25 protein-coding genes are annotated in these 26019 nt (G+C 52.4%); 8 read left to right on the forward strand and 17 right to left on the reverse strand.

Features of this window, described 5'->3' with window-relative positions; genetic code table 11:
• Positions 1–14 precede the first annotated feature (14 nt).
• The 3 genes from pgmB to NYE24_RS09420 are packed head-to-tail and all read right to left on the reverse strand — an operon-like array spanning position 15 to position 5283.
• Entirely contained in the window at positions 15–644 is a 630-nt protein-coding gene (pgmB, locus tag NYE24_RS09410; RefSeq protein WP_076154504.1) for a beta-phosphoglucomutase, read from the reverse strand.
• Between the two features lie 5 nt (positions 645–649).
• Complete coding sequence (locus tag NYE24_RS09415) at positions 650–2980, reverse strand: glycosyl hydrolase family 65 protein (RefSeq protein ID WP_342478524.1); 2331 nt, start codon at positions 2978–2980, stop codon at positions 650–652.
• Positions 2980–5283 carry a glycosyl hydrolase family 65 protein gene (locus NYE24_RS09420; protein WP_342478525.1) on the reverse strand — a complete coding sequence of 768 codons (2304 nt, stop codon included), beginning with the start codon at positions 5281–5283 and terminating at the stop codon, positions 2980–2982. Before NYE24_RS09420 ends, NYE24_RS09415 begins: the two co-directional genes overlap by 1 nt.
• Before the next feature lie 415 nt (positions 5284–5698).
• Between NYE24_RS09420 and NYE24_RS09425 the strand changes: the two genes are divergently transcribed.
• The gene (locus tag NYE24_RS09425) at positions 5699–6415 is read left to right on the forward strand and encodes a Crp/Fnr family transcriptional regulator (RefSeq protein WP_036698804.1); all 717 of its coding nucleotides are present in this window, start codon (positions 5699–5701) and stop codon (positions 6413–6415) included.
• A gap of 136 nt (positions 6416–6551) precedes the next feature.
• Here the strand turns inward: NYE24_RS09425 and NYE24_RS09430 are convergent, their stop codons facing one another.
• The 7 genes from NYE24_RS09430 to ric form a co-directional block, all read right to left on the reverse strand.
• Positions 6552–7034 carry an NUDIX hydrolase gene (locus tag NYE24_RS09430; RefSeq protein WP_342478526.1) on the reverse strand — a complete coding sequence of 161 codons (483 nt, stop codon included), beginning with the start codon at positions 7032–7034 and terminating at the stop codon, positions 6552–6554.
• 43 nt (positions 7035–7077) lie between these two features.
• Positions 7078–7698 (reverse strand): SDR family oxidoreductase, encoded by a 621-nt coding sequence (locus tag NYE24_RS09435; RefSeq protein ID WP_342478527.1) that lies wholly within the window; start codon positions 7696–7698, stop codon positions 7078–7080.
• 92 nt (positions 7699–7790) lie between these two features.
• Positions 7791–8609: a formate/nitrite transporter family protein gene (locus NYE24_RS09440; protein ID WP_036698487.1), complete on the reverse strand. Its 819-nt coding sequence runs from the start codon at positions 8607–8609 to the stop codon at positions 7791–7793.
• A 19-nt stretch (positions 8610–8628) separates the two neighbouring features.
• A complete protein-coding gene (gene nirD, locus NYE24_RS09445) occupies positions 8629–8973 on the reverse strand; it encodes a nitrite reductase small subunit NirD (protein ID WP_342478528.1) in 345 nt (114 codons plus the stop codon).
• A 25-nt stretch (positions 8974–8998) separates the two neighbouring features.
• On the reverse strand, positions 8999–11425 hold the full coding sequence (gene nirB, locus NYE24_RS09450) for a nitrite reductase large subunit NirB (RefSeq protein WP_342478529.1): 2427 nt from the start codon (positions 11423–11425) through the stop codon (positions 8999–9001).
• A 267-nt stretch (positions 11426–11692) separates the two neighbouring features.
• Positions 11693–12379, reverse strand: coding sequence for a hypothetical protein (locus NYE24_RS09455; protein WP_036698493.1), 687 nt, complete (start codon positions 12377–12379; stop codon positions 11693–11695).
• 131 nt (positions 12380–12510) lie between these two features.
• Entirely contained in the window at positions 12511–13206 is a 696-nt protein-coding gene (ric, locus tag NYE24_RS09460) for an iron-sulfur cluster repair di-iron protein (protein ID WP_143804220.1), read from the reverse strand.
• A 226-nt stretch (positions 13207–13432) separates the two neighbouring features.
• On the opposite strand from ric, the gene NYE24_RS09465 reads away from it, so the two are divergent.
• A complete protein-coding gene (locus NYE24_RS09465) occupies positions 13433–13657 on the forward strand; it encodes a helix-turn-helix transcriptional regulator (protein WP_036698494.1) in 225 nt (74 codons plus the stop codon).
• Positions 13635–14081, forward strand: coding sequence for a DUF6773 family protein (locus NYE24_RS09470; protein ID WP_036698495.1), 447 nt, complete (start codon positions 13635–13637; stop codon positions 14079–14081). The genes NYE24_RS09465 and NYE24_RS09470 overlap by 23 nt, the downstream gene beginning before the upstream one ends.
• 109 nt (positions 14082–14190) lie before the next feature.
• Here NYE24_RS09470 and NYE24_RS09475 read toward each other — a convergent pair whose 3' ends face one another.
• The 4 genes from NYE24_RS09475 to NYE24_RS09490 all read right to left on the reverse strand — a co-directional run bounded on the left by NYE24_RS09475 (position 14191) and on the right by NYE24_RS09490 (position 16939).
• Entirely contained in the window at positions 14191–14913 is a 723-nt protein-coding gene (locus tag NYE24_RS09475) for a hypothetical protein (RefSeq protein ID WP_036698496.1), read from the reverse strand.
• 288 nt (positions 14914–15201) lie between these two features.
• Positions 15202–15519 (reverse strand): helix-turn-helix domain-containing protein, encoded by a 318-nt coding sequence (locus tag NYE24_RS09480; RefSeq protein ID WP_036698497.1) that lies wholly within the window; start codon positions 15517–15519, stop codon positions 15202–15204.
• A gap of 125 nt (positions 15520–15644) precedes the next feature.
• Positions 15645–15971: a hypothetical protein gene (locus NYE24_RS09485; protein WP_036698498.1), complete on the reverse strand. Its 327-nt coding sequence runs from the start codon at positions 15969–15971 to the stop codon at positions 15645–15647.
• Between the two features lie 32 nt (positions 15972–16003).
• On the reverse strand, positions 16004–16939 hold the full coding sequence (locus NYE24_RS09490; RefSeq protein ID WP_036698499.1) for a Gfo/Idh/MocA family oxidoreductase: 936 nt from the start codon (positions 16937–16939) through the stop codon (positions 16004–16006).
• 162 nt (positions 16940–17101) lie between these two features.
• Here NYE24_RS09490 and NYE24_RS09495 point away from each other — a divergent pair, with 162 nt between their 5' ends.
• Positions 17102–17713, forward strand: coding sequence for a VTT domain-containing protein (locus NYE24_RS09495; protein ID WP_076154451.1), 612 nt, complete (start codon positions 17102–17104; stop codon positions 17711–17713).
• 98 nt (positions 17714–17811) lie between these two features.
• The gene (gene msrA / locus NYE24_RS09500; RefSeq protein ID WP_051493874.1) at positions 17812–18798 is read left to right on the forward strand and encodes a peptide-methionine (S)-S-oxide reductase MsrA; all 987 of its coding nucleotides are present in this window, start codon (positions 17812–17814) and stop codon (positions 18796–18798) included.
• 192 nt (positions 18799–18990) lie between these two features.
• Here msrA and NYE24_RS09505 read toward each other — a convergent pair whose 3' ends face one another.
• Positions 18991–20130 carry a DUF4349 domain-containing protein gene (locus NYE24_RS09505; RefSeq protein ID WP_051493875.1) on the reverse strand — a complete coding sequence of 380 codons (1140 nt, stop codon included), beginning with the start codon at positions 20128–20130 and terminating at the stop codon, positions 18991–18993.
• Positions 20131–20502: 372 nt separating this feature from the next.
• On the opposite strand from NYE24_RS09505, the gene NYE24_RS09510 reads away from it, so the two are divergent.
• Positions 20503–20655: a DUF1540 domain-containing protein gene (locus NYE24_RS09510; protein ID WP_076154452.1), complete on the forward strand. Its 153-nt coding sequence runs from the start codon at positions 20503–20505 to the stop codon at positions 20653–20655.
• A 189-nt stretch (positions 20656–20844) separates the two neighbouring features.
• Here the strand turns inward: NYE24_RS09510 and metE are convergent, their stop codons facing one another.
• Both metE and NYE24_RS09520 read right to left on the reverse strand, forming a co-directional pair.
• A complete protein-coding gene (gene metE / locus NYE24_RS09515) occupies positions 20845–23145 on the reverse strand; it encodes a 5-methyltetrahydropteroyltriglutamate--homocysteine S-methyltransferase (RefSeq protein WP_342478530.1) in 2301 nt (766 codons plus the stop codon).
• A 194-nt stretch (positions 23146–23339) separates the two neighbouring features.
• Positions 23340–24200, reverse strand: coding sequence for an undecaprenyl-diphosphate phosphatase (locus NYE24_RS09520; RefSeq protein WP_036698502.1), 861 nt, complete (start codon positions 24198–24200; stop codon positions 23340–23342).
• 197 nt (positions 24201–24397) lie between these two features.
• Here NYE24_RS09520 and NYE24_RS09525 point away from each other — a divergent pair, with 197 nt between their 5' ends.
• Together NYE24_RS09525 and NYE24_RS09530 are read left to right on the forward strand one after the other, a co-directional pair.
• Positions 24398–25429 (forward strand): NADH:flavin oxidoreductase/NADH oxidase, encoded by a 1032-nt coding sequence (locus NYE24_RS09525; RefSeq protein ID WP_342478531.1) that lies wholly within the window; start codon positions 24398–24400, stop codon positions 25427–25429.
• An 89-nt stretch (positions 25430–25518) separates the two neighbouring features.
• Complete coding sequence (locus NYE24_RS09530; protein WP_036698504.1) at positions 25519–25953, forward strand: MarR family transcriptional regulator; 435 nt, start codon at positions 25519–25521, stop codon at positions 25951–25953.
• The last annotated feature ends 66 nt before the right edge of the window (positions 25954–26019 follow it).

A 26019-nucleotide genomic window follows, 5' to 3' on the forward strand; every position in this document is an offset into this window, starting at 1 on the left:
ATTCTATCAAGCTCTTACAGTTCATGCAATCCGGATATCACCAGATCCGCTGTCTTCAGCAGCTCCGGCCGGCCAATCCCGACAACGTTCATGCCGGCCGCCTTCCCGGCGGCTACTCCGGCCTCTGCATCCTCGAACACCACACAGTCCTGAGGCCCCAGCCCCAGCTCCCGGCAGGCGGTCAGGAACACCTCAGGGTCCGGCTTCGCCTGCGAGACCTTGTTGCCATCTACCACCGTATCGAACAGCCCAGCAATATTCAGCTTATCCAGGATGAAGGCTGCATTCTTGCTGGCAGAGCCGAGGGCAATAGCTACGCCGCGTGCTCTGAGCGCACTTAGATAGACTCTAACACCGGGCAGCAGCTCCGATTCGTCCAGTCCGGAAATGTATTCAACATAGAGGCGGTTCTTCCTCTCCGCCATCGCCAGCTTCTCAGCTTCACCGAAACTCAGGCCGCCGATCTCAAGCAGAATATCCAGCGACCGCATCCGGCTGACGCCCTTCAGCCGCTCATTGTCCGTCTCCGTGAACGGGAAGCCCAGCTCCCCGGCGAGTGAGTGCCAGGCCAGATAGTGATACTTCGCCGTGTCTACAATCACGCCATCCAGATCGAAGATAGCGCCCTTCATATGCTCCAGCATCATTGTCATACTCCTCTCTGATTGGACTGTGACGCTAACTCCAGGATTGCACCGGGCGGGCATGGCACCGCCTCACTGCCGAATCCGGCGAAGCTTATCGATTCGCTGTTGCCCGGCGCCGCCGTAACCGTGATCTCTTCGCGGCCAATCTGCAGCCGGAAGCTGCCTCCGCGCAGGATTACCGGCAGCTCAATGGAACTCCAGGTCTCCGGCAGAGACGGCTTAAGGGTGACGATCTGTCCATCAAAGCGCACACCCGCGAAGCCAAGAACCGCAGCCATCCACGCGCCCCCATTTGCAGCCGGATGGGTCCCGCCAATATAGAGATCGCCGACATACTGCTTCGACTCACCGGTAAGATCTACGGTGGCAGTGCGCATGAAATACGGATATCCCCAGTCCGGCAAGCCGATATCCGTTGCAGCCAGCGCGTAGATACAGGCGCTGAGGCTGGAACCATGCTCGGTTCGCGGCTCATAGAATTCCCAATTGGCCTGCTTCACTTCCCTGCTGAACCGGCTCTTGAACAGATGTAACATCAGCACCACATCGGCCTGCTTCAGGATTCTTGTGGTTGCAGCCAGCCCATTGCCTCCGCCCCAGTACTCATTCGGGTGAATGACCCGTGCCTTCAGCTCAGCCAGAGACACATCCTCCAGTTGCAAATAACGGTCGAATTGTTCAATCACCAGCGTATCCGGGTCCGGCTGCGGGACGTAGAGCTGTGCCAGCATTGCAGTGAATTCATCCAGGAACGGCCCGTCAGAATAAGGTTCAGCAAGACCGTTATACACGGCCGGATATTTGTCCTGCAACCGTTCTGCTGTCCGCAAGGCAATCTTCAGTGTCTCCTGAACCATGGCACTCGTAAATGCATTATTATTCACCCGCTCATGGTATTCATCCGGGCCGGTAACATCCAGCAGCTCATAACGCCGCTTCACAGGATTATAGTGAGCATAGGAATAGAAGAAACGCGCACATTCCCAGATGACCTCCGCCCCGCCGTCCGCCAGGATGCTGTCATCTCCCGTGAAGGTCACGTATTGCCAGATTCCATGCACGACATCTGCACTGATATGAATCTGCTTATCGCGGAAATAGGTCCGCATGGGCCGCCCGGTAAATACATCGTTCACATTGAACAGAGTGCAGGCATCATCCCCCGTATCCTGACTCTCCCAGGCATAAAAAGCGCCCAAATATCCGTACTCTGCCGCCTTCCGCCGCGCACCGTCCAGCGTGTGGATACGGTACATCATCAGATTACGCGCAATCCCCGGGTCGCTGTGCAGGAAAAAGGGAAGCATGAACATTTCTGTATCCCAGAATACCGCACCCTTATAGACCTGCCCGGATAAGCCGCGCGCCGGAATCGAGACCTTCTCCGACTTCGTCGGTGCAATAATCAGCAGCTGATACATACTGTAGCGCAGTGCGAACTGCGCTTCTTCATCGCCTTCAATGACACAATCGCTGCGTGACCATCGCTCCGCCCACTTGCACCGGTGCGCCTCCAGCAGTCCAGCATATCCTGTAGCGGCTGCTGCCTGGACGGTCTGCACCGCCCAATCATCAGGGGAGCCCTCACCAGTGCCGTCTTCGGCATCCAGACCTGTGAATACTGCTGCATATTTGTACCACTCATAAGTCTCTCCGGCCTTGGCATCAAAAGAAATATGACGGAGCGCCCTCCCCATGTCTGTGATTATGTCTATGTCCATCACTGTACCTTGTTCTGCTAAGCTGAACTCTGTATGCTCCGCCACCGCCACCGGCAGCCCCAGCTCCCCGGTAACCGCTGTTGACAGCAGCCCCCCGCCGGCAGAGCGGCTCTGCTGCTCCAGCAGATGGGGGCCGTTGATATCCCACACCGCGCCATCGATTCCCGTCGTAATCTCTATCCGGCAATCGGCAGTGCAGTGCAGAGTCCATCTGGCGGCCAGCAGATGGAGCTGGTCCATGCTGGCGAACCGCTCTGCGGTCAGGGTCAGTCTGCCGCCCTCGCGGACACCGAACACCGTCTCCCTACGATGAACTGCGGAACGGAGATCCAGACGTTGTGTATGCTCCAGGGGTTCTATTTCCAATACGCTTAGCTTTATGCCGTCACAGGTGATTAACGTATACAGTCCATTCGGGGCGTTCACCGGCTCGCGCCATTTCTCGCCCGCCCGGTCATATACTCCGGCTAACGTAACCGCCGCAAGCTGCTCCTTTCCGAACTCTTCAAGCACTCCCCGGAAGCCCATATAACCATTGCCGGTCATATATTTGTTGCCGTTCGCCGTAATCCGCCAGGGCTCGAAGCTGTGCTCGCTAACCGTCCAGTCCATTACACAGCCATCCCTTCAGCAAGCGGAAGCTCAATCCCAGCTTCATCTACGGTCACCCGCTGATCATAGATCAGCACCTCTGCGCTTCCGCCATTTACCGCTCTGAAGGAAACCGCCTCCGCATTTACCGTAATGCCCAGCAGTACGCCCCTGCAGATCACCTGGAAGCTGTAGACGGTCCACTGCTGCGGCAGCACCGGCCAGAAGGACAGGCAATCTCCATCCGAGCGCATCCCGCCGAAGCCATAGACGATGTTCATCCACGCTGCGGCGATTGATGTGGTGTGCAGCCCTTCCCGGGTATTGCGATTATAATTGTCCAGATCCAGACGCGTGGCGAACTCGAAGAACCGGTACGCTTCCTCCGGCTTGCCAAGTTCATTGGCCAGAATCGAGTGAATGGACGGCGAGAGCGAGGACTCATGAATACATCTCGGTTCATAATATTCGTAATTCGCCAGCTTGGCCTCGCGGGAGAATTGCCCGTTATACAGGAACATGAACATCAGCACATCCGGCTGCTTGATCATATCGTAACGGTACAGGCGATCATAAGACCAGTGAGCGTAGAGCGGGAACTCGGACACCGGAATGGAGTGAATGTCGAGATGCGGCATATCGAAGAATCCGTCATGCTCCTCATATAGGCCGCTGCCGGGGTCGAACGGGATTTTCATATGTGCACGCTTGTAATCCCAGTCAGCCAGTTCCTCCTCACGGAGCGCAGTAGCCGCTATAACCGCCGCATATTTCTCCGGCGTCTCCGCCTTCATTAAGGCTACCGTTTCGAGCGTATATTCGAATAACTTCTGGGCCATCAGATTGATGTAGCAGTTATTGTTTACCATGAGCTGGAATTCGTCAGGTCCCATCACACCATAATATCCGTATTCCCCGGTGCGCTGCCCCCATTGGCCGCGTGATGCATAGAACCGGCTGATCTGAATCAGCATCTCGGCCCCTTTGCTGTAAAGGAATTCCCGGTCGCCTGTATTATTCATATAATGCCAGATTCCGTAGGAGACGGCCGTCCCGACATGAAGCTGCAGGTTGGAGTGCTGCCACAGGTCACAGCTCTCTGTTCCGTCTATTGTGGCAATCGGGTAAAAAGCCCCTTCGCAATCCACCTCGTGCCCGCGCTGCAGCGCCTCCGGCAACGTCTTGTAGCGGAATTCCAGCAGGCTGCGGGCCGCCTTCGGATTATTGAACAGATAGAACGGCAGGCAATAAGACTCCGTATCCCAAAAGGCAAGGCCCCGGTAGGCTTCACCGGTCAACCCTTTGGCACCGATGTTGTACCCGGGATGGTCCCCGTGATACGTCTGATACAGCTGAAAAATACAAAAACGGATGCCCTGTTGATTCTCCGGGTCTCCTTCAATCCGGATATCACTGACAGCCCAGATACCGCTCCAATAGGCGGCCTGGTCAGCAAGCACCTCTTCCTCTACCAGCCCGTCCGCTGCTGCTGCAAGCTCCATGCCTTTTGTCCAGAGATGGTCTGCTGCTCGTGAAGTATTACTGCCTGTCACATTGACTACCAGCTTCGTGAAGGAAGCAGGCTCGCCTTCAGCCAGCATAAGCGAGAATTGTTGCCCGATATAGCGGTCCTCATCCACAAGCTCCGTATTCAGCTCCTGCGAAGACTTCAGGACACAGCCTGAGAACAGCTGATTCCCGGTCGTTAGCGTACGGGCCATAATGGCAGTCACCGCACCCTCCTCTCCGCTGCGCAGCTCCCTCCACATGCTCTGGCCGTGTTCCTCATGGATCATGCCGAAGTCAAGCCCTGTGCGAACATCCACCGTACCCGTGAAATTAAGCGGCGTGAAGGTGATTTGCTGCATTCCCAGATGAGATGTGGTCATACTAACCAGCCGCGTGAAGCAGAGCTTCAGCTTTTTCCCGTCCGCCAGCAGCCAGATGAACTCCCGTGTATAGGTCCCGGTTCGGAAATCCAGTCTGCGGGTGTACTTGTCAATACGGGAATGGGCCAGATCCAGCGGTTCACCATCTACCGAGATCCGGGTATGCAGCCAGTCTACCGTATTCACCATATATCGCAGCGACCGGATAATACCCTTATAGTGGTTGCCGACCCCCATTTGCTCATTTAGTCCATTGAAATAGCTGCCCGGCAAGGAATCCCCGCTGTAGCCCTCGTCCGCATACCCCCGCACCCCCATGTACTCATTGCCCAGTGAAAAAATCGATTCTGAAGTCCGGTTTCGTTCCGGATCGAAGCCCTCTTCAATAATTGCCCATGGATCGACCTTCAGATAGGGATCTGCTACCTTTGCCATCTTGGAACTCTCCTTCGCTAAGAGAATACTCGGCCTGCCCCGCCGCCCTATGCGGAGGTTCGGACGCTCAGTTTCAGAATATCTCTAAGCCCGCACAGGACCAAGGTCAGCTCGTAAGCGAGTTATGTGCATTTGTACGGACATCATTAACATGCGGGAAAACCAAAAAAAGCCGTTCCCTCCCTAGAACTATCCAGAACAGGGGGGAGCTGCTATAATATCCTATAACACAGGGAAAGGAACCCTTTTCAGGGCAAAAACGTAACCAATCTCACACAAATGAAGTGAAAATTATCACAATGTTAAAAATTCGACACTTTTATACGAAAATATTTAACCATAAAGAGGAATTTCAAGGTATAATTAATTTAAAATTTACTGAAAAACTGAGGGAATAAAGGGGATGTCGATTATGATAAAGGAACATTATAATGTTATCGAAGCCCGCGGCAATACAAACTGTTTCTCCGAACAGAACTTTAACCGCCTGTTGGTCACAATGAAGGAACGCATGGTCCCTGAGGGTTCTCACCTCTTCTGGGAAGGCGACTTTTCGGATAAATTGTTTTATATCAAGCGTGGACGTGTGAAATTAACCAAATCTACAGACGAAGGCAAAGAACTGATTCTGTATATGTATCAGGCTGGTGATATGGTGGGTCAGGCTGACCCGTTCTTCAGCACGAAGCACAGCTTCACGGCCGAAGTGATTGAAGAGAGTGAAGTTGGCGTGATCGAGCAGAAGGATCTGGAGATTCTGATCTGCCAGCACTGCGATTTCGCTATTGACTTCATGAAATGGATGGGGATTCATCACCGTCTCACACAGACGAAATTCCGCGATCTGATGATGTACGGCAAACCGGGCGCACTCTGCTCCACACTGATCCGTCTTGGCAACACCTATGGTGAGAAGACCGGCGACAGCATTCTGATTAACAAAAAAATCACGCATACAGATCTGTCCAACATGATCGGCGCTACCCGTGAGAGCGTTAACCGCATGCTGAGTGATCTGCGCAAAAAAGATGCAGTGGAGTATGAGAATGGTATGATTGTCATCAAGGATCTGGCGATGCTTCAGGAAATCTGCCATTGCGAATTATGTCCCAATGAAATTTGCCGAATTTAATTTCCTATCAATAATACCCTCTATTTACCTCATTGAAACATATCTGACCCGATAAATTTAATAGAGTGGTCAAGGCGCCCTGTCCGGCGTCTTTTTTTCTTGTCCGGCGATGTATTCACCGTACTGGCGGCACATCCTATGAACCTTTTACTTCCCAATCATCATAATATTCTGGTGTTACAGGCAGCTCCTCACCCCTAAGGAACTTAGCAGCATATACGGCTAACGGAGAAGCTGAGTCGAGTGTTATTCTAGTGTAATCCACCCATTCCGCCCCACGGGAATCCTGTTCATCGAACATTGAAATGGCAACAGGCTCTTCTTCCCCGGCCAATTCAACCTGATACAAGGCTGCCATATGATGCATTTGTGTAAAGTGATCTTCGTTATGCGGGATAAAGAAATCGAAGGTGCCCAGGTTTTGTTGTACCTTTACTGTATAACCAGTCTCTTCAACAAACTCTCTGATCAAGCCGTCAACCAGGGATTCACCAGTCTCCAGTCTCCCCCCCGGCAGATCGTATCTTCCGCTATAAGGGCCCCTTCCTTTATGGATCACCAGCAGCCTGCCGTCACGCTGACAAATTCCATATACGCCAAAATGGTTAAAGCTTGCCATCGCACCCCTCCCCTCCGTTCGTCTTCTAAATAGATCACCTGTATCAGTAAGCTATACCTACACGGGTTCTTATGAAATCGCTAGCATCAATTTGACTATACGTGAATTCCGCTGTATCTGCTACAGATATTTCACTGCCTCCTTCGGGCAGAATATCTTGTCTCACACGATAGGTCCCCAAGCGTTCTCCGTTCAGCAGAGCGGTTGGGCACACAATGGTCCATTTCAGAGTCGACCGCTCCAACAAGCGATAGGCTTGTTCATGTTCTTCTGCAGCACGGGTGGACCTGCGTTTAGATTCGCTGGATTGGTAACGCAGGAGTTCCGGAGAAAACTCACTTTGAAGAATGCCCGCAGTTCCTACGGTAATAATGCGCTCTATCTCTTCCTCGTACATGGCTCCGATGATAAAAGGCATACTGTCTGTAAGTGTGGTTGTCCCATCGGTGTTCAACGCACTAATCACTACATCATTTCCCTGCACTGCCCGGGCGACATCATCTTGATTAAGAACATTACCTTCGATGATCGTCAGGTTGGCATGGAGAGGCTGAACCTTCTCCGGCGTGCGGACCAGCACGGTCACATGATGTCCATCCTGAAGAGCATGGGTAACAATATGGCTCCCCACCCGGCCGGTGGCACCAAGAATCAATATATTCATATGAGAATAACCTCCTGAAGTGTATTATAGCAGGGATTGAGCGGCAAAAAAGCCCCGCAGCCATGTAGCAGCTGCGGGGCTTGATATTGAATCTAGCTTGCTTTCTTAGTCTGAGGAGGGACAGATACGTTACGCGGAGTACGCACAGGTGAAATTAGCCAGTAGGCCATTCCGACAAAGACACCGCCGCCGATGATGTTGCCAAGCGTAACAGGAATCATGTTGTGGAACCAGCCGGCGATGCTCACTGTCTCTGGATGATTCGGCAGCAGCACGGCTACGCTGAGGAGCGTCATATTCGCTACACTGTGTTCATAGCCGCTCGCGATGAAGGCGAACAGACACCACCAGATCAGCACCAGCTTCGCCGCTTCACTCTTGGCACGGGAGGACATCCACAGTGCCAGGCAGACCAGCCAGTTACAGAGAATACCGCGGAAGAACAGCTCTGAGAACGGCAGGCTCATCTTTTTGGCAGCCGCCGCGAAGATCAGATGCTCGGCAGGCGCTGCCTTGAAGAGGCCCGATCCCTGAATCAGCAGCGCCAGCACCACAGCACCGGCCACATTGCCGAGGAATACCAGGACCCAGTTCTTCACCGTATCCCAGACTGTTGTTCTCCCGGCAAGCGTGCTTACCGTGAAGAACATATTATTACCTGTAAACAGCTCTGAGCCTGCGAAGACAACCAAGGTCAAGGCAATCCCGAAGGATGCTCCCATAATCAACGGCTGGAACGGTGATTTGATCGCCGCCAGCGGTGCCCCCAGTGAGAAGATCAGAATAATACCGATACCCACATATGCTCCTGCCAGGAGGGCCGCCAAAAAATATTTGGGCAGGCTCTCATTCATTTTGTCGCGTTTCCCTACGGCTGTCTCAACGATATTCTCTACGCTCTGCGTAAACATATCCGCACCTGCTCTTCCTTTAATTTAGAGTTGTTACTGCCGCAGGCAGAGTGACCATAACAACTCCGCCCTCTACTGTAACCGGATAGACTTCTGCCTGCCCCCGGTCCGGTGCCTGAACCTCTCCGGTGCGAAGGTCGATCTTCCAGTCATGCAGCGGATCATATAAATAATAGCCCGATACGATTCCTTCTGCGAGCGGACCACCCTTCGGATGGGGACTGTGGTTACGGACCGCATAGATTGCGCCGTCCGATGTGCGGAATATCGCTAATTCGACCTCTCCTGCATGAACTACCCGGCCGATCTGCAGCATGAAATCTTCCACTGCGCCTATCGTATATTCCCGATTACTCCGTTCCATTATGCTCTCTCCCTCTCCCTTTAGACTATACCTGTGTCTCTTCGAACAGCGCGGTGCGGGTGTTTTTGTCATCCAGCATTTTCCGCCAAGGATCACTCACCTGGGCCAGGGCAAAGTCAATACGTGCCGCAAGCTCTTTACGGTTGTCGTCATTGCCCATAACCACAGTCTGGATATGCTCAAGACCCATACGCTCTACCCATTCGGAGGTTCTCTCCAGGTAATTACCGGTCTCACGGTAGTACTGGATGACAGCCGAGCAGACCTCAACCAGTTCCTCGTCGGTCTTCACCTTGCAGAAGGCATCTGCGATGCGCGGCTTAATCCCGCCGTTACCGCCGATGAACACTTCCCAGCCGCCGTCGTTGCCGACAATTCCGATATCCTTCGTGCACGATTCTGCACAGTTACGCGGACAGCCGTTAACCGCCATCTTGAACTTGGCCGGCATATCCAGCCGCTCATATTTACGCTCAAGCATAGCGCCCATGCCCATGGAATCCTGTGTGCCGAAGCGGCAGAACTGCGAACCCACGCAAGTTTTTACTGTACGCAGCGACTTCGCATACCCATAGCCGGACGGCATATCCAGCTCCTCCCACACCTTAGGTACATCTTCTTTTTTGACACCGATCAGGTCAAGACGTTGGCCGCCCGTTACCTTCACAACCTTCACATCATACTTCAGGGACACATCGGCAATCCGCTTCAAATCCTCAGGAGTGGTCACCCCGCCATACATCCGCGGGATAACTGTATAAGTTCCGTCCTTCTGAATATTGGCGCTCATCCGTTCATTGACGAACCGGGATTCCTTCTCGTCTTCATGAGTGTCAGGGTAGATCATCCCCAGATAATAGTTCACAGCCGGGCGGCATTTGGAACAGCCTTCTGCCTGCTTCCAGTCCAGGACATGCATGACTTCCTTGGTAGTCCGGAGGCCTTTTGCCGTAATCTCGGCAACGATCTCATCCCGGCTAAGCGAGGTGCAGCTGCAGATTCCCTGCTTGGCGCTCTGCTGGAAGCTGTCTCCGAGAACGAATTGCAGAATCTGCTCCACCACTGGCTTACAGCCGCCGCAGGAGCGGGTTGCACCCGTGCAGGCTTTGATCTCATCTACCGTAGTGAAGCCGTTCTCCGTAACAGCATCAACAATCGCTTTTTTGGTTACGCCGTTGCAGCCGCAGACGATTTCTTCATCGGCCATCGCTTCAACAGACATGCCTTTCTTGGCTCCGCCTCCGCCACAGCAGCTTGTGCCCATAACCTCATCATAGATTTCATTGGTCATCTCTGTGCTGTTTTTCACAAGCTTCTGCAGGTTGGCAGATTCCGTTACATCACCGAACAGAACAGCACCGACAATCACATTATTCTTAAGCAAAATCTTCTTGTAGGTTCGCTTCCATTCATCCTTGGCAGAAATGACGGTATGCTCCGGCGTTTCGGTGAATTCACCGGCGGAGAATACATCTACCCCGGAAATTTTGAGCTTGGTTGCTACAACTGAGCCTTCATAGCCCGGAGTCTGTACACCGGACAGATGCTTGGCGAGAACCATGCCCTGCTCGAATAGCGGTGCTACGAGTCCGTAGCAGGTTCCCCGGTGCTCTGTACATTCACCGACAGAATACACATCTGCCATGGAAGTCTGCATATAATCGTCAACTACAATCCCGCGGTTAACGGTGATTCCGCTGTCCTTCGCAAGCTGGACATTCGGCTTGATTCCAACAGCCATCACTACAAACTCTGCCGGCAGCACACTGCCATCACTGAATCGTAGACCAGTCACCCGTTCTTCTCCGGTCAATTCAACCGTCTGCTTGCCCATGGCGAATCTCACACCTTGACGCGTAAGCTCTGCCTGTAGCATTGAAGAAGCGGTACGGTCCAGCTGGCGCTCCATCAGATCCTCCAGCAGATGCACAACGGTAACATCCATGCCCAGATTGACCAGGCCCTTCGCAGCTTCCAGACCCAGCAGTCCTCCGCCGATCACAGCCGCCGTGCGGTACTGCTTCGCCGCTGCCAGCATTGCATCACAATCCGCGATATCGCGGAAGCCGACTACTCCATCCTTGGTGCTGCCGGGTACGGGGAGAATGAAAGAATTCGAACCCGTTGCAATAATTGCTTTATCGTAAGGAACCGCCAGTCCATTATCGGTCAATATTAGTTTGTTCTGATCATCGATCCTGGTGACCGTCGTACCGGTATGCAGTGTAATATGATTATCTTCATACCACCCGAGATCGTTAAGAATGATGTCTTCAATCGATTTGCTGCCTTCAAGTACATAGGACAACATAATCCGGTTATAGTTGGGATGCGGCTCACTGCCGAAGACCGAAATATCATAAGCGCCGCCCAGCTTCAGAATCTGCTCAATAGTGCCTACTCCCGCCATGCCATTTCCAATCAGCACTAACTTTTCTCTTTCCGCTGCCATTGGTAGACCCTCCTTCAGAAACTCTGATTTCTTCAATAACTTACCTGATAGAGAAATTATACTGTCCCCCATTCCATGGCAAGTGTGACCACAGTCACATCTTATGTGAATTTTTTCACACAACTGAAAATGACTTCGCCGTTCTTATATAGGACAATTTCTGGCGTGAAGCATAGAGATTTATTATTCAAAAAAACGGATACCCATGCAGTTTCGCACAGATATCCGTTCATCGGGTACACAATCTCACTCATCTACTTCATTCACTTATTTCAGTACCAGAGAGATCTCCAGCTTGTCCTGTGGACTGAGCTTCATGTCCACTCCATTGCCGAGCAGTCCTTTATCGTTGACCTTCAGTCTCCATTCCTCGCTGCTGAGCGGGGTATATTCCATCACAGTAAGCACCGTCCGGTTATCTTCGGCAAGCTGGACCATACCGCTGTTCTGGAGCAATCCCTTGACGGACATATCCTGCATAAAAGAAAGCACATTCGAATGTGTCAGCTCCGGCTGCTCGCTCCCCCCGTTCACAGTGATGATGACAGGCTGAAACATCTTTCCGGCTCCGGCAGGCCCTGCTGACATCGTAATGGCCGAACCCGGTTCCAGGGTCGTATTCAGCTCTTGAACCTTCTTGCCGTTCACCTGAATCTCCCAGCTCATATCCTGACCCAGGGAAACCTTATTCACCTCAAGAATATTAGTTCCATCCGCTGAAAATGTAACAACGCCACTCTTCCTAAACAGCTCTATTATTGAATTCCCAGGCACGTAAGCTTCGTTAAGCAATCTGGCTGAGCTTCCGGCCATTTCGCTGTCACCCACCTTGACTGAAAAGGTTAGTCCCTGGCCTCCGTTACTGCTGCCGCCATTCCCTGATCCCAAGCCACAACCGCTTGCCGCGGCCAGCAAGAGAAGGCACAGCATTAAGCGCATCCATTTCGTGGACATCCCACGGCACCGCCTTCATATGTATTTCCCGGACTCTTTAAGGATAACGCATAGAGGAAGGGTTCTCAAATCATTTCTGCCGGTATAAAAAGTAAAAAGTCCCCGAAGGGACTTATCCATTGCAGCCGGTCCTATTGATAACGCAGGAACAGAATGTTGTTCTCCAGATGCACATGCTCGAAGGTCATGCCTTCCAGTTCTTCAAGACGGGCATAGGTCAGGCGATAAGTCGTGCAGGCATGCGCGGGCGGTGTATAGTCATTAGTAACTCTACGCAGCTCACGCAGAATCTCTCCCGCCCCGTCATGCTCAGCTTCCAGATTATGCAGCAATCCGCGCAGCTCAGTAAGTCCTTCTTCAGTCGGGTTCTGGGTGTAGGCTAGCATCTTAGGGAATTCGCTCTCTTCTTCCTTCGCCGTATGCTGCAACAGCTCTTCACGCAGCATATTGAACAGACGGTGCATTTCTCCCAGATGCGGTGAATCCTCACCATGAACGCGGAACACCTTGGTTACATTTTGACTGATAAGCGGAAGCTCTTCACGCAGATAACGGTGATGCTTGTTCACAATATAATCCACCAGCTCCTCTGACGAAGCCTCGTTCCAGGCGGTATCCTCTTCCAGCACCGGATGCTGTTCCTGCAGCTTGTTCAGCTCCTGTACCATTGCTGCCGGGTCAAGACCCTTCTCAGCAGCGGCTTCAGCCAGCGGCTTTGCGCCTCCGCAGCAGAAATCGATCCGCTGTGCTTTGAAATAATCTGCTGCTTTGGGGAACTGCAGAACAATATCTCTGACCATTGCTTCCGGGGTGAACCCGGGATGAATTGTTGTATCGTTTAATTGATTGGACGCCATGTTGGCCCCTCCTCAGGTTAAGATGTAGGTTTGTGCTTCTTTTCACTTCTACACCTTATCACTGGCATTAGGCGGAACTTGTGATTGTACGCACTGAATATATAAAATTTTATTGAACGAGAAATACAGTACTCCAAATGTAAAATATACTAGACTTTTTGTTTTATATATTTTACACTATGAGTGAGGTGAGGGAATGGGGAAAAATCTGAGGCTCAAAGCTTCCCGAGCGGCAAAAGACATGTCGCAAAAACAGCTCGCAGATGCCGTGGGGGTCACAAGGCAGACGATTATCGCGATTGAGAACGGTGATTACAACCCCACCCTGAGGTTGTGCATTGACATTTGTGTAACACTGGGGAAGACACTGGATCAACTATTTTGGGAGGGAACGAAGGATGAGCAGAACGAACCTGGATGAGAGACAACTGCAGAAGCGGCATAAGGCGGGGAATCAGGCATTTCTTTTGATGGCATTCTTATTGCTGGCAGATATGGGGCTGCAAAACTACGGAATGAAGTGGCTGGAGTATCCGCTGGGCAATTACACAATTTTCATGCTGGGTGTGGGTTTCTATCTGGTACGCTTGATCTGGAGCGGTGCGTATGTGGGACCGGGCAGCAGGCAGAGCGGAGTGGGCGGGAGAAGCATTGCGGGTGCAATTCTGGCCATTGTGGTGGCGGCCTGTATCCTTATCGTTACCTTCGTGAATCCAACCGCCGCCCAATCAGCAGCTGACAGCGGTGCGAACGGGACAGTCATTCTAATCATTTCTGTTACAGCTGGACTGGTCATCTTAAGCACTGTGTACTTGATCCGACGGAGGAATAACCGGGCGGAGTAGAGCGGTTAATATCAAGAAATCCAAACTGGGCAGCGGCCGGAAGTCCAAATGTTCGCCGCAGCGACGACCTGGCTTCAAGTTCAACTCTTTTTTTCGAATTCCACTTTTTTTATTGAACCGTCGCCTGCATATAAGTCCGCTTGCCCTGCGCATCCTTCAGATAGGGGCCAAGTCCGGCGAACCTTGAATGATCCACATATACACCCGTCATCCATCTGCCTTCGGTCAGGCCGCCGTTCCACTGCAGCACCAGATCGGGGGCAGAGATCCATTCCTGATACACTCTGATGTTCTTGTCCTTATATTCTTTGGCTGGTTTGTTCAATTCGCTCAGTGGTACCGGGGTCAGATAGGTTGGCACGAAATATACAGAGATTAGCTCCATATCCTCCTCGCTCAGAAAAGCCTCCTCCCCCAAGTAAGGCTGGAGCAGCCGGGTATTCTCATACATGGACCAGATCACAGCTTGAAGTACCATGCTCTGGCTGATTCCATTATGAAAAGTAAAACGGCGCTGTACATTTGAGCCACTCCCTTCCTTAGCCGTTACCGGCTCCAGACAATGCCGTTCACAGCCGATGCATTTCCATCCGGACGGGCCTTGAATCCATTTCTGAAACACACTCCCGCTGTCATTATCCCCTTTATATAGAGAAGAAATGATCTCATACGGCACGCCGATCCACGCATCCCACAGAGAATCCGGGAGATGGTTATGAAGCATGAACAGCACCTTGTCATAGATCAGCTGTACTTTAATCGAAGCAGTCTCCAGTTCGGCGACATCCTTTTTTCCATAGGTTATTTCCCGGGAAAACAAGGTAATGGTCATGGTCTTCGCCTCCTAAAAGTTGTGTAAGCCCTCCGCTTCCTTCCATCAGCATCGTCCAAAACACATCCCGTAAGCATCCGCGCTGCCATATAACCCTGAGCTTTTCCTACTTTTGTTAACGCTTCCACACATCCGTAATATTTAGTATGTTCTATTATATTACACAGGTAGGGCCTAAGTGCAAGGTTTATTTGGGCAAAATCTGCATAAACAAGTAAAACAGCATATGAAAAGCCCCTTACCCGATAATCGGCAAGAGGCTGTCATCAAATATATATTACGGTACTGCTACTCCACCCAGCTCTCGGCCCAGGACTGGATTTGCTGCATGACCGGCTCAAGCGCACGGCCCTTCACTGTTAATTCATACTCAATGCGCACCGGTGTTTCCGGGTACACATGTCGTACCAGAATGCCCTCGCATTCCAGATCCTTCATGCGCTCGGACAGCATCTTATCGCTCATTGACGGAATCAGTCCGGAAATATCCTTGAACCGCTTGGGGCCGCTCATCAAGGTCTGAATAATGAGTCCGTTCCAACGCTTGCCCAGAAACGAAAAAGCCGTCTCAAATCTCGGGCACATCGTCAATTGATGTTCTTCCATGGTTATCACCTCTCACTTATGAAGCTTACAATTAGTTAGTATATATAATTTTACCACATTTATTCTGGAATGAACATCGTTTGCCAAAAAAAAGTTCATTAACCACTATTATTATATTTCCACTCTCAATCTTTGGTGTCTTCTGCCTTGCGTCTAAGCTGGATGGCCTCTGTAACCACATAGGCAAGATCATCGTTGCTATAGAGAGAGAGTACACCCAGCACCGTATCATCGGAGATGAACCCCGCCTCCTCTGCGGATACCGTCAGGGCCAGCGCATTGGCCAGCGCCTGATTGCCCTCCTGCTGCGGATAAGCCTGCAGATACAGGGCATGCGGGTCCAGCTTATTATTCACACACCACTGGGCAAATACGAGAATCATCATTTCCTCGTCCCGCTTATAGCTCTCGATGATCCGCTCTTCCATCGACTTGTTGTCGTAATCCTCCATGTTGTTCTCCTCTCTGCTGCGATTCTGACTGCTCAGCGGCTTAGTCTTGCTGCTAATTCATGGCTCGGCAATACAGCCGAAGCGGAAATCCCGCACTGCTCCGGTGTCGCTATATTACTGAGATAATGGCTGACCGTTCCGCTGAAGCCTCTGCGCTCCAGCACGGTATCCCAGCTGCCGAAGTTCTGCGTGCGCGGCAACGAGCCCTGCTCATATAATATAACCCGTTCCATATCCGTCACCTCAACCGATCTGCCATGTCCGTGCAGCTCCAGCTTCTCCAGATCAGCCCCGGCATCCCGGACCATGCTGTAATGGCCGGTGGTGCCGTTCTCCCAACCCAGCATTCCCGAAGCCTGCAGAAGCCGTCCCTCCGCATCCGCCCTCAGGCTGCTGTGCAGCAGCTCATAATCTCCGCCGGACAGCCAGAGCAGCAGATCCAGCATATGGATCAGGTCATCATGGATCGTCTCATGGCTGCTGCCCTGCTGCAGCTTCGTACGGTGTTTGACTGCGGTGGATTGACTGATGCCTCCGGCCTTATGCAGCCAGGATTTGGCGGCAACATACATTGGGGCATAGCGGCGGTTGAAGCCCACCCCCAGCAGCAGCCCCTTGTTCTCAGCAAGCTCTGCCATCCGGCGGGATTCCTCAAGATCATAGGAGAGCGGCTTGTCCACATACACGGACACCCCATGCTTCAGGCAAGAGGTAACCAGCTCATAGTGCGTAGTTGTTGGACTATGTATGAACACAGCATCCAGATCCCAGGACAGCAGCTCCGTAAGCTCGGTTGTGCCCCGCTGAAGGCGATAAGCCTGAACTGCCCGCTCGACCGTAGCAGAGGAATGGCTGAGCACACCCACCACCTCGGCCTGATCATGCCGGGAGAGCAGCGGCAAATAGACTTTACGGGCAATATCGCCAATGCCGATCATTGCCACTCTTTTGCGGACAGGTAGTTTCATTAACAGCATCTCTCCTTACATACTCGGGGGAATTTCTATTCCCTTATAGATGTATTATACCGTGTCATGCTGCGGGAACAATGATCTTTGCTTCAATAATTGCATTAATTGCTTTTTTTTCAGTATGATGAAATGGATGGAGTGAAGAAGGGGCATAGTATAATGAGAAAATGGCTAACGGTTATTCTATATGTTTCGTGCATAATCCTCGCGTTTATCTACAGGTATGAACTTCTGGCCTGGCTTAGAGAGGATCATCCTTTGTATTTGTCCATGCTCGCCGCCACAGTGCTGGCCTTGTTTCCGGTCCTGCCCTATAAGCTGATTATCGGTCTGTTCGGATATGCTTATGGAAGCTTCGCAGGAGCGTTAATCTGCTGGAGTGCAACTACAATAGCGGCAGCCCTTGTCTATGGAGTCGTTGCATCCATGTTCCGGAGCAAATCTATGGCCTATCTAAGCAGAATTTCGGCGCTGGACAGATTTGTGTCCGCTGTGGAGCAGCGTCCTTTTGCATCCGTAGTGATTGCCCGGCTGGCACCGTTTATCCCGCAGATGGCTGTGAATATCTACGCCGGTGCCGCCGGACTGCCTTTCTGGAGCTATCTTGGAGCCACCGCACTTGGCAAAATCCCCGGCATCGCCCTCTACGCCTTCCTCGGAGGACAGATGTTCCAGCACCCGCGAAGTGCGGCTGTAGCTATAATCGTGTATATTGCCGTACTGGCTGTGGCCGGATTGTCCATGCGCCGCCGTCCTACTGCGGGCCGCTAACGCTTCAAGAATTTCTGGTATGCTGGCAGTAAGCCTCTATTTGATTTATAATTAAATTGTGATCTATTTAATTGCATTCTACAGATGGAGGGATAACAATGAGTGAATTTCAAGCTGATTCTATAAATTTCAAGACCGAGCAAGCCACCTTCGCCGGTGGATGCTTCTGGTGTATGGTATCCCCTTTTGAAGAGCTTCCCGGCATTGTCAAGATTATATCCGGCTATACAGGCGGACATACCGTGAATCCGACCTACGAGGAAGTATGCTCGGAAACGACCGGACATGTTGAGGCGGTGCAAATTACGTTTAATCCGGATATTTTTCCATATAGCAAGCTGCTTGAGCTGTTCTGGCAGCAGATTGACCCCACCGATGCCGGAGGGCAATTCCATGACCGCGGCACCTCTTACGGAACGGCCATCTTCACCCATTCGGAGGAGCAGCGCCAGCAGGCAGAGGCTTCCAAGGCGGCCCTTCAGGCCAGCGGACGATTCTCCGCTCCCATTGTGACGCCTATTCTTCCGGCTAAGCCCTTCTATCCCGCTGAAGAATATCATCAGGGCTATCATCACAAGAATCCCGGCCATTACAAGCGTTACCGCAAGGGCTCGGGCCGGGAAGCGTTCATCGAAGCCCACTGGACGCACAAGGAGGACCCGCAGAGCCTGAAGGAGCGCCTGACTCCGCTTCAATATGAAGTGACACAGAACAGCGCAACGGAATCTCCGTTCCGCAACGAATTCTGGGATCACCATGGGGACGGGATCTATGTGGATATTGTCTCCGGGGAGCCGCTGTTCAGCTCAGAGGACAAGTATGATTCCGGCTGCGGCTGGCCGAGCTTCACGCGTCCGATCCGGGACTACGCGGTCAAGGAGAAAAGCGATCTCAGCCACCTCATGATCCGCACCGAGGTACGCAGCAAGACAGCAGATTCCCACTTGGGCCATGTGTTCAATGACGGCCCCGGTGCGAATGGACTGCGGTACTGTATCAACTCGGCAGCTCTGCGCTTTGTTCCCAAAGAGGATCTGGAAAAGGAAGGCTACGGCGAGTATCGCGTGCTCTTCCAGCATGCTTAAGGCTGGAGATCCGGCTTGCCTCAAGCTATAGCTTCATATATTGCATAACTTACCTGTGGCCCGAATGTATGCTGTTTTCCGCATACATTAGGGCCACACGCCTGCGTACCTGCACAATGTATGCTGTTTTTCGCATACATTCGGCCAAGAACAAAGCCTCCAGCCCGGATTCACGGGTATGGAGGCTTTATTCTATTTGTTCTGCTTATCCGTATTCTCCTCTTCCGGTGCGGCCGGTGCTAGAGGTGCCGCTTCAGAATGAGGCTGCGCTTCCCGGTCCGGCAGACGGTTGCTGCCCAGGCGTGCCTGTTCAGGATGCGCAGGTTGCCGCCGCTTGAAGCTTTTCCGTAACCAGAGCACCAGTGCCACCACGACTCCAGCTACCAGCAGGACGGGGAGCGCGGCCGCCAATACAACAACAAGCCACTGGAACATCACAGACAACGCCTTCATGCTGCTCTTAAGCGCTTCCGAAGCCCGTTCACCCAGCGGCCCCTCGGAATTAGTCTGTGTAAGGGCAAGACTCTTCTCAGTCTGGTAGAGGCGAAGCTCCACTGTAGAGAACGATACGTTCTGATCGATATACCGCATTCTGCCCTTGATCTGTTCGATTTGCTCCTGGATTTCCCCAAGCTGGTTGGCGAACTGGACGAGATCAGCCGGTTTGGTCGCTTTTTTCATAAAATCAATATACTGTGCCTCCATCATCTGCTTCGCCTTAAGGCGTGACTCCAGGTCCACATATTCCTCCGACACATCCTGCCCCTGTATGCTTCTCTGGAGCTTCTCATGCTTAATCTTCTCCAGATTGTTCAGGAACGGTGAGAAGCCCGCCGCAGGCACTTTCAGGATAAAGGTTCCGCCCTGTTCATATTCAGACATATTCTCTGAGAATTCGATAATGTAGCCGCCGGCCAGAGTAACCATATTCCGCACTTCGGTCTGGGCTGCCCCGTAGTCGCTTACCTCCATATTGAGGTTCGCCTTGTAGATCAGCTTCTTGTTCAGCCCTGCCACCACATCGGTGCCGGTGAATCCGGCAGAAGCATCTGCTCCTTGCCCAGCATCCGTCCCAGGGAGTGCCGAATTTCCGCCGCCGCCCTTCACTGCAGCCTGATCATTGACAGCCATCGCCGTGTTAGCTAGACTATCCTTCTTACCCTCTACCGCAGCAGGCGCACTCTCCGCTGATCCGTCTGATGCTGCTTCATTTCTGAACGCGCTTTCTGTATTCGCTGCCGAATCTGAGTTATTACTCGACGCGCCACATCCCGCCAGGACTAAGGCTACAACCACTAGATACAATAAGTAATGCAGACCCCATTTTCGCATGCTCATTCCTCCATAAAGTGTAATTGTATACTGCTTACGGTGTTTCAGCTTCTGTAGCGAAAGGCCGTTATCTGTATCGGTCCGTTCCGCGCCTATCCCTCTTGACGTTCCAAAAGCTGGAAGGTTGCAGTCATTTACGGAAAATAACAAAAAAGACCATTCAGCGATGAATTGCCCTGTGTGGTCCTGTTTGCGTAATAACTCTTTATTTGTTACAATTACGATGATAAAACGGCAAAAAAACACCAAAAACCCTATTCGCATAGAATAAGGTTATGGCGCTATTCGGACAAGCTCCACCTTGCCCGGGCAGCTGCAATTGATTTCTTGCCGATTTATGTTGCCTACTACTACAAGAGGAGGTGAACCCTCATGGCAAAAGACGTATTGTGCGCAGTTAATTCTTGCACCTACTGGGCTGAAGAGAACAAATGCAACGCTGATTCCATCTTCGTTGCTTACCACAGCTCCAAGCAGCCTACACAATCTGAGGAAACAGATTGCAAAACCTTCGAAAGTAAATAATGAATCATTGCAGAATATGAAGGAGCCCTCCACAGGTTCCTTCTTTCTTTTCTCATTCTATCAAGAATGAGAATTATTATCAAGTGTTTCCTTTAAAACAAAACCACTGCGGGCCGGAGACTGTACTCTCCCGCTTGCAGTGGTTTTTCTGTGCAAATCTAAGAATCTTAAGCGGAACAGCTCCGCCATTTAACGGGTCACTGCGCCGTGCTGCTCTCTTACCAGTACCGCCGCCTTCACCATATTGCGCAGTGCGCCTGTGGTCTCTTCCCAGCCCCGTGTCTTCAGTCCGCAGTCGGGATTAATCCAGAACTGCTGGACATCCAGCACGCGCAGCGCACGTTCGATGGCCGAAGTCATCTCCTCTACCACCGGTACACGCGGACTGTGGATATCATACACACCCAGTCCAATCCCCTTGTCGTATTCCTGCTCCTCGAAGCTGACGATCAGCTCACCATGGCTGCGCGAGGTCTCAATGGAGATGACATCCGCATCCATCGCCGAGATCGAACCGATCATGTCATTAAATTCACTGTAGCACATATGCGTATGCACCTGTGTAGTGGCCTTGACATGATTCGTCGCGGTCCGGAAGGATTTCACCGCCCAGTTCAGGTAATACTCATGATCTCTCGCTTTCAGCGGCAGACCTTCGCGGATCGCCGGCTCATCGACCTGAATCATCTCGATACCAGCCTCCTCAAGTGCGGATACTTCATGACGCAGGGCGAGGGCGATTTGTCCCGCCACCGCTTCCCGGCTGAGATCATCGCGGACAAAGGACCAGTTCAGGATCGTGACCGGTCCGGTCAGCATTCCCTTAACAGGCAGCTTCGTCAGTGACTGGGCATACACACTCTCCTTGACGGTCATCGGCTCTATAAAGGCAACATCGGCATAGATTACTGGAGGCTTCACGCAGCGTGAGCCATACGACTGAACCCAGCCGCCTGCGGTGAACAGATAGCCCGCCAGTTTCTCCCCGAAGAATTCCACCATATCCGTACGCTCGAATTCCCCGTGAACCAGCACATCCAGACCAAGCTCCTCCTGAAGCGTAATGGCTTCAGCGATCTGCCGCTTGATGAACAAGTCATAACGCTCCTGGTTCCAGACTCCCTTGCGCCATTTCAGACGGGCCTGGCGGACTTCAGCCGTCTGCGGGAAGCTGCCGATGGTCGTGGTCGGCAGCAGCGGCAGACGCCACTTCTCCTGCTGTACCTTCACACGTTCGGCGAACGGAAGACTGCGGTGGTCCGGCAGCTGGGCAAGGGCACGCACCTGCTCCGCTACATCCTCACGCCCGCGCTCCGGCAGGGCACGGAATACGGCCAGCACCTCACGGCTGCGCTCCAGCTCAGCGGCATAACGCCCTCTTCCTTCGTTCACGGCTGCCGCAATCAGAACCAGCTCGGCCAGCTTCTCATTGGCGAATGCCAAGGCATTCTTGACCGCAGCCTTCAGCTTGACCTCGCCCTCAACCGTTACAGGCACATGCAGCAGGCTTGAGGCAGGCTGGAGAATCAGCTGCTCCTGGGGCACATAGGTCAGCAGCTTCGCTACCAGCTCCAGCTTGGCATCGGTATCGGCGCGCCAGATGTTGCGTCCGTCAAGGATACCGGCGCCGAGTACCTTATCCTGCGGCCAGCCCAGGCGTGCAACCGACTCCAGATTCTTGCCGCCGTCATGCACGAAGTCAAGACCTAGACCCTGCACAGGCAGCGCCAGAAGTGCTTCAAGCGGCTCCGCAGCTTCGAAGTACGTCTGCAGCATCAGGTTCAGTCCTGGTACGGCAGCAGCAATCTCACTGTAAATGTTCTGGAGCAGTGCGGTATCCTCAGCCGTTAAGCCGGTAACAATCGCCGGTTCATCGATCTGTACCCAGACTACTCCTTCCGCCTGCAACTCCTGCAGCAGCTGGACATACAGCGGGAGGAAGCGTGCGGCAACGGCGGCGATGTCTGCTGCCGGGAAGCCCTTGGACAGCTTCAGGAAGGTATACAGTCCGACTATAACCGGCTTGCCCTCAATGCCTGCCCGCTCCTTGGCGAAGCGGTAAGCCTCCAGCGGTTTATTCGCTGTCAATACCGGGGACAGGCTGCCGATCTCAGGCACAATGTAATGGTAATTCGTATTGAACCATTTGGTCATCTCGCAGGCCGGGGCCTCTGCATTGCCGCGCGCCATTGCAAAATACAGATCCAGCGGAATCTCTCCGCCCTTATATCCATAACGCGCCGGTACGATTCCGAACATGGCGGCGGTATCCAGCACATGGTCATAGAAGGTGAAATCGCCCACCGGAATCAGATCAATTCCGGCCTGCTGCTGGGTCTGAAGATGCTGAAGCTGAATATCCTCCATCTGCGAGCGGAAGCTCTGCTCATCGAGTTTCCCGGCCCAATAAGCCTCCAATAATTTCTTCCATTCACGATTCTTCCCGATTCTCGGATAACCGAGGCTGCTTGTCTTGATTCCTTTACTCATAGGTGTCCACTCCTCTGTATAATTGTCTGTCGCTTTTGTCTCCAAGCCTTAATCTGATGCCATCTTACTGCACGCCTCCCGCGCCCCGCAACAGATTCCAAGCAATCCGGCTATACAGATTCCCTATAGCAGAACGCCAAAAAAAGCCGCCCCCCATGATCAAGGAGCAGCTTAGACATTGGGTCACGACGAAATCAAAACCAGATCAGATAGACCACACCCGCAAGTACAATCCGGTAGATCGCGAAGGGCAGCAGCTTAATCCGGTTAATCAACTTCAGGAAGAAACGCATCGATACCAGTGCGAATACGAAGGCACTGATGAACCCGGCAATGAAGAACGGCAAGGCATCCAGCGTAAAATACTGCCAGTTCTTCAGCAGTGAAATCAGGCTCGCCCCAGCCATAATCGGCACCGCCATGATGAAGGTGAAGTCGGCTGCCGCACGATGGCTCATGCCCAGCAGAACCCCGCCGGATATCGTCGAACCCGACCGCGAGAAGCCCGGCCACAGGGAGATACATTGGATCAATCCGACTGATAGCGCCTGCCTATATGTAATTTGATCCACACTCTCAGTCCGGGCATTCGCAGGCGCAAAACGGTCGGCACAGATCATAAATAATGCTCCAACCACAAGTCCAATCAGCACAGTAAAGGTAGAGAACAGATGCTCATCGATGTAATCCTCCAGCAGAAATCCAAAGATTCCGGCCGGTAGCAATCCGACAAGGATATGTGTCAGCTTCAACCGTCCTTCCGCCGGAGCCTGCCGCTGCCCTTCCGGCACTACGGCCAAGTCCTTGCGGCTGAGCTTCCCGAAGCCCAGCAGATCAATGAACCGGTTACGGAAAATAATGACGACCGCAAGAATGGAGCCTAATTGAATCACTACCTTGAAGGAGTTGGCCGTATACTTCCCCAGGAACTCCTGCGATGTAAGCCACATATCATCAACGATGATCATATGGCCTGTCGAGGATACCGGAGCAAATTCGGTCAGCCCTTCCACAATTCCCAGGATGATTGCTTTCACAATGGTCAGCAGCTCCATGGCGATCCCCCTTTATTGTTTTCAATATAATAATTGTAAACTCACACAGCTATTTCTGAAACTTACAAGTCCCTTGCAGTATTGCAAATTTTAATTCATAACGCTGACTTGACAGGACGGAAGGTACCCTTTATATTTATATGCATGCGCATGCATTTATAATTAACTATCCCAAGCAAACCGAAGGAGCGAGAAGGATGACGAAAGATCTGTTCACCCCCTATGAGTATAAAAGCTTAAAATTGAAGAACCGGGTTGTTATGCCGCCCATGTGCCAATATTCAGTTACCAATAAAGATGGAATCGCTAACGACTGGCATTACAACCACTATGTAAGCCGCGCTGTCGGCGGCACCGGACTGATCATTGTCGAGATGGCTGATGTGGACCCGGACGGCCGGATTACCGATTATGATCTGGGCCTCTGGTCTGATAAGCAGATTCCTTCACTGGCGCGGATTGTGGAAGCCAGTCATGCCCATGGATCCAAAATTGGAATTCAGGTAGCCCATGCCGGTCGCAAGGCGGAGGATGCCAAGGTTCCCGTCTCCTCTTCTGCTATTCCTTTTGACGGCAAGTCCAAGACTCCCCATGCCTTGACGACAGAGGAGGTTAAAGACATGGTCCAGAAATTCAAACGGGGCGTAGAGCGTGCGGTTCAGGCCGGGTTCGACACTATTGAGCTGCACGGCGCCCATGGCTATCTGATTCACCAGTTCCACTCGCCGCTGACCAACCAGCGGACTGATGAGTACGGACAGGATCTGACCTTGTTCGGCCGGGAGGTTATCGCTGCCGCCAAGAGCGTGATGCCTGAGGATATGCCGCTAATCATGCGGATTTCCGCCAGAGAATATGTGGAAGGCGGCTACGGCCTTCAAGAGGGTCTGGAGATCAGCAGAGCTTATATGGAAGCAGGGGCCGATATTTTCCATATCAGTTCAGGCGGTGAGGGAGCAGTTGACGCAGAGAATGGACCGGGCAACCATGCAGCCTATCAGTTACCGTTGGCAAGAACCATCCGCCAGGAGCTGAACGTACCGGTGATTGCTGTCGGCCGGTTGGATGAAGCGGTTCTTGCCAATGCCGTCATCGGCAATGAAGAAGCTGACCTGGTGGCAGTGGGCCGGGGAATGCTCCGTAATCCTTACTGGACGCTGGAAGCCAGTGTGGCGCTGCGCAAAGACGCAGATATCCCTAAGCAGTATGCTTTGGGATTCCCGCGTTAAGGACAATTCGTCAGCAGCTTGCCTATGGTGATGGTATACTGTATAACAACTACTTTTCATTACAGGTACACACCGGGAGGATGGAAGACATGACTAACCCCCCTTCAAATGATCTGATTAACAGCTGGTTATCACTCTCTCTGATACAGATGAAGGTGGCCGCAGTCCTTGAAGCGAAGCTGACCGAGAACTATGAGTTATCGCTTAAGGAATTCTACGTATTACTGTTTCTGTCCGAAGCCCCTGAGCAAAAGCTGAAGCTCCAACAGCTGGAATCGATGGTCGGACTTAGCCAGAGTGCTGTGTCCCGGCTGGTCAGCCGCTTCGAAGCCAAGGGCTGCGGAGCGCTGGAGCGCAAGTCTTGCGAGGCAGACCGCAGAAGCATCTATACGTCCTTGACTGCTATTGGTCAAGACAAGGTTGACCGGGCGAAGCAGACCGTTAATGAAGTGCTGCAGGAAGCCTTTCCTGTAGACGACACGCAGCAGCTGCTGGAGCAGCTTATCCAGCTGAAGCAATCCTAGACCCGGGCAGACGCCCGCCGGGTGAACCCGCCGTCCCTCCCGAGGGGCGGCGGGTTTTTGTCTGAA

Origin of the sequence: Paenibacillus sp. FSL H7-0350, assembly GCF_038593195.1 — a bacterium.
Lineage (GTDB): Bacteria > Bacillota > Bacilli > Paenibacillales > Paenibacillaceae > Paenibacillus_AQ.